Source organism: Shewanella sp. MBTL60-007, assembly GCF_019654915.1.
GTDB lineage: Bacteria > Pseudomonadota > Gammaproteobacteria > Enterobacterales > Shewanellaceae > Shewanella.
In genome coordinates this window covers 1-721 of record NZ_BPET01000164.1, presented here as the reverse complement: position 1 = coordinate 721, position 721 = coordinate 1, and the positions used below count along the sequence as shown (strand labels likewise).

General features: G+C 56.3%; 1 pseudogene. It reads right to left on the bottom strand.

The window, feature by feature from the left end:
- Positions 1 to 721: pseudogene (locus tag K5Q92_RS23855) on the bottom strand (hypothetical protein); the annotation flags it as partial.

Here is a 721-nt window from a genome sequence, read left to right as displayed (position 1 = left end):
GGCTACCGTCAGAGACGGTGAGATCCACTGCTGGTAAGGTACCGCCATTATTGACGAAGTCCGCACCGGCTTGGGTCAAGACCACTTGGCCATTTACGATAGCGTAGTAGCCGTTGTCATTGGTGCCCGGCGTGAAGTCGACCGTGAGCGCATCGCCATCTTCATCGTGGGCGTTGTAGGTGGCAGCAACGTCACCTTCGCTGGCACTGTTCTCAACAAAGTCGTTGGCCACGACATTGATGGTCGGCGCATCATTAGTTGGGGTCACGGCTGGCGTATCACTGTCTTGTCCAGTGAGGCTACCGTCAGAGACGGTGAGATCCACTGCTGGTAAGGTACCGCCATTATTGACGAAGTCCGCACCGGCTTGGGTCAAGACCACTTGGCCATTTACGATGGCGTAGTAGCCGTTGTCATTGGTGCCGGGCGTGAAGCCGACCGTGAGCGCATCGCCATCTTCATCGTGGGTGGTGTAGGTGGCAGCAACGTCACCTTCGCTGGCACTGTTCTCAACAAAATCGTTGGCCACGACATTGATGGTCGGCGCATCATTAGTTGGGGTCACGGCAGGCGTATCACTGTCTTGGCCTGTGAGGCTACCGTCAGAGACGGTGAGATCCACTGCTGGTAAGGTACCGCCATTATTGACGAAGTCCGCACCGGCTTGGGTCAAGACCACTTGGCCATTTACGATAGCGTAGTAGCCGTTGTCATTGGTGCC